Source organism: Rhizobacter sp. P3_B12 (assembly GCF_056402895.1).
The window spans coordinates 1-2,855 of record NZ_JBFUGN010000807.1; the positions used below are offsets into that span (position 1 = coordinate 1).

Below are 2,855 nucleotides of genomic sequence, written 5' to 3' on the forward strand. Positions count from 1 at the left end.
AAGGCGCCGAGGCGGCCACCGGCACCACCAGGGGCGGCGGCAGGTCGGTGGGCGCTGCCGCGACGTTGTTGATCGACACGCCCAGCARCGGCACGCTCGCGGCCGGCCGCGGCTTGCCGATCGGCGCGTAGCTCTGGCCGCCGCGCGTCGCGAGGATGTCTTCTTCGCTCGGGTACTGGCCTTCGAGCACGAAGTCGAACACCCGGCGCGCGATCGGCGCCGCGGCACCGGCGCCGAAGCCGGCATTCTCGACCACCAGCGCCAGCGCGATGTGCGGCTCCTCGAGCGGCGCGAACGCGGTGAACAGCGCATGGTCGCGGTGCCGCTCGTCGATCTTGCTGGCGTCGTACTTCTCGTTCTGCTTGATCTGGATCACCTGGGCCGTGCCGGTCTTGCCGCCGGAGCGGTAAAGCGAGCCCTGGAACGCGCGCGCCGCCGTGCCCTCCTGCGTGACGCCGTACAGCGCCTGGTGGATCACCGCGACGTGGTCGGGGCTCCAGGCAAGCGGCTCCAGCCGGTCGCCCGACAGCGTCTGCTGGCTGCGCGTCTCGACGTTCTCGATCGCGCGCACCAGGTGCGGCTTGAAGCGCTTGCCGCCAGCCGCGAGCGTCGCCTCGGCCTGCGCGAGCTGCAGCATCGTGAAGGTGTTGTAGCCCTGGCCGATGCCCAGCGAGATGGTCTCGCCGGGGTACCACTTCTGCATCTCCTTGCGCTTGTAGTTGTTGCGCTTCCACTCGGTGGACGGCAGCGTGCCGCGCAGCTCGCCCTGCATGTCGATGCCGGTCATCTGGCCGAGCCCGAGCGGCGCCATGAAATCGTGGATGGCATCGACGCCCAGGTCGTTGGCGAGGATGTAGTAGTAGGTGTCGCACGACTGCACGATCGAGCGGTACATGTCGACGACGCCGTGGCCGCCTTCCTTGTCGTCGCGGAACTTGTGGTTGCCGAACCAGAAGAAGCCGGGGTCGCTGATCGACTGTTGCGGCGTGCGCTTGCCCAGCGTCAGCGCGGCCAGTGCCATCAGCGGCTTGTAGGTGGAGCCGGGCGGGTAGGCGCCGCGCAGCGCGCGGTTCAAGAGCGGCTTGTCTTCCGACTCGTTCAACGCCTTCCAGTTCTCGGCGTCGATGCCGTCGACGAACAGGTTGGGGTCGAAGTTGGGCTTGCTGACGAAGGCCAGCACCTCGCCGTTGCGCGGGTCGATCGCCACCAGCGCGCCGCGCCGGTCGCCGAACAGCTGCTCGACCAGCGCCTGCAGCCGGATGTCGATCGACAGCACCAGCGTGTTGCCGGGCGTCGCCGGGTTGCTCTTGAGCTGGCGCACCGCGCGCCCGCCGGCGCTGGTCTCGACCTCCTCGAAGCCGGTCGCGCCGTGCAGCTGCGCCTCGTAGGCCTGCTCGATGCCGAGCTTGCCGATGTACTCGGTGCCGCGGTAGTTCGATTCGTCTTCCGACTCCTCGATCTTTTCCTTCTCGGCCTGGTTGATGCGGCCGATGTAGCCGATCAGGTGGCTGCCGACCTCGCCGAGCGGGTAGTTGCGGAACAGCCGGGCCTTGATGTCGACGCCGGGGAAGCGGAAGCGCTGCGCGGTGAAGCGGGCCACTTCCTCATCGGTCAGCTTGGTGCGGATCGGCAGCGATTCGAAGCTGCTCTTGGTTTCCTCCATCAGCCGCTTGAAGCGCTTGCGGTCGCGCGCCTGGACCTCGACCACCTGCGACAGCTGGTCGATGACGGCGTCGAGGTCCTCGACCTTGGTCGGGGTGATCTCCAGCGTGTAGGCCGAGTAGTTGTTGGCCAGCACGACGCCGTTGCGGTCGACGATCAGCCCGCGGTTCGGCACGATCGGCACGACGGCGATGCGGTTGTTCTCGGCCTGGGTCGCGAGCTCGTCGTGGCGCATCACCTGCAGCACGACGAGGCGGAACACCAGCAACCCGAACGCGAACAGCACGAACAGCGCGGCCGCGAGCAGCCGGGTGCGAAACCGCCCCAGTTCCTGCTCGACGTTCTTGAGTTCTGTCATATCACCACGACCGCAGCGGCGTCAGAGGGGCCGGTTCTGATCGGGATCCGGCGGCCGGCGCTGCGGCGCGAGCAGCACCCACGACGCCACCGGCCACAGCAGGCTTTCGAACACCGGCGCGAGCAACAGTTCCCAGCCCGGCAGCATGCCGCCCACCAGCATCCGCACCACCAGCGACACCGCGTGCGCCGCGACGAACAGCGGCAGGATCTGCAGCGCCTGCTGCGGCAGCCCGAACCACAGCAGCCGCCGGTGGATCGTGATCGCGAAGAAGCTGAGCAGCGTGTAGGCGAGTGCGTGCTGGCCCAGCACCGCGCTGTCGTGCACGTCCATCAGCAGCCCGAACATGAACGCGATGCCGACGCCGATGCGCCGCGGCTGGTGCACGTTCCAGAACGCGAGCGCCAGCGCGAGCAGGTCGGGGATCGCCGGCAGGCGGCCGAACGGCACCAGGTTGAACAGGAAGGCGAGCAGCAGCGACCCCCAGATGAACCACGGGTTCGCCGGCAGCAGCAGCTGGTCGGAGCCGCGCGGCATCATCGGCGGGTCCCCCTGCGGCTGGCCGCGCCGGGCTTGGCGTTCGGATCGACGGCCGGCTCGGGCTTGGGCTGCATCTGCACGCCCAGCGGCTCCAGCACCAGCACATGGCGCACCGCGTCGGGCTGCGCGATCGGCGCGAGCGCGATGCGGGCGAAGCCGGTGTCGACGCGGCGGTCGACGCTGACCACCTTCGCGACCGGGATGCCTGACGGATAGACGCCGTCGACGCCCGAGGTCGCGAGCACGTCGCCGACCTGCACGTCGGCATTGCCGGCCATGAAGCGCAGCTCCAGGC

Annotated in this window: 3 protein-coding genes; all 3 read right to left on the reverse strand. The window is 69.1% G+C overall.

The window, feature by feature from the left end:
* Positions 1-2,020 (reverse strand): penicillin-binding protein 2 (gene mrdA, locus AC1D01_RS28325; RefSeq protein ID WP_477872348.1); only part of this gene is annotated, 2,020 nt, incomplete at its 3' end.
* A gap of 21 nt (positions 2,021-2,041) precedes the next feature.
* A complete protein-coding gene (gene mreD / locus AC1D01_RS28330; protein WP_047508468.1) occupies positions 2,042-2,560 on the reverse strand; it encodes a rod shape-determining protein MreD in 519 nt (172 codons plus the stop codon).
* The coding region (gene mreC, locus AC1D01_RS28335) for a rod shape-determining protein MreC (protein ID WP_477872350.1) at positions 2,557-2,855 on the reverse strand (299 nt) is incomplete at its 5' end. The genes mreD and mreC, both read right to left, overlap by 4 nt.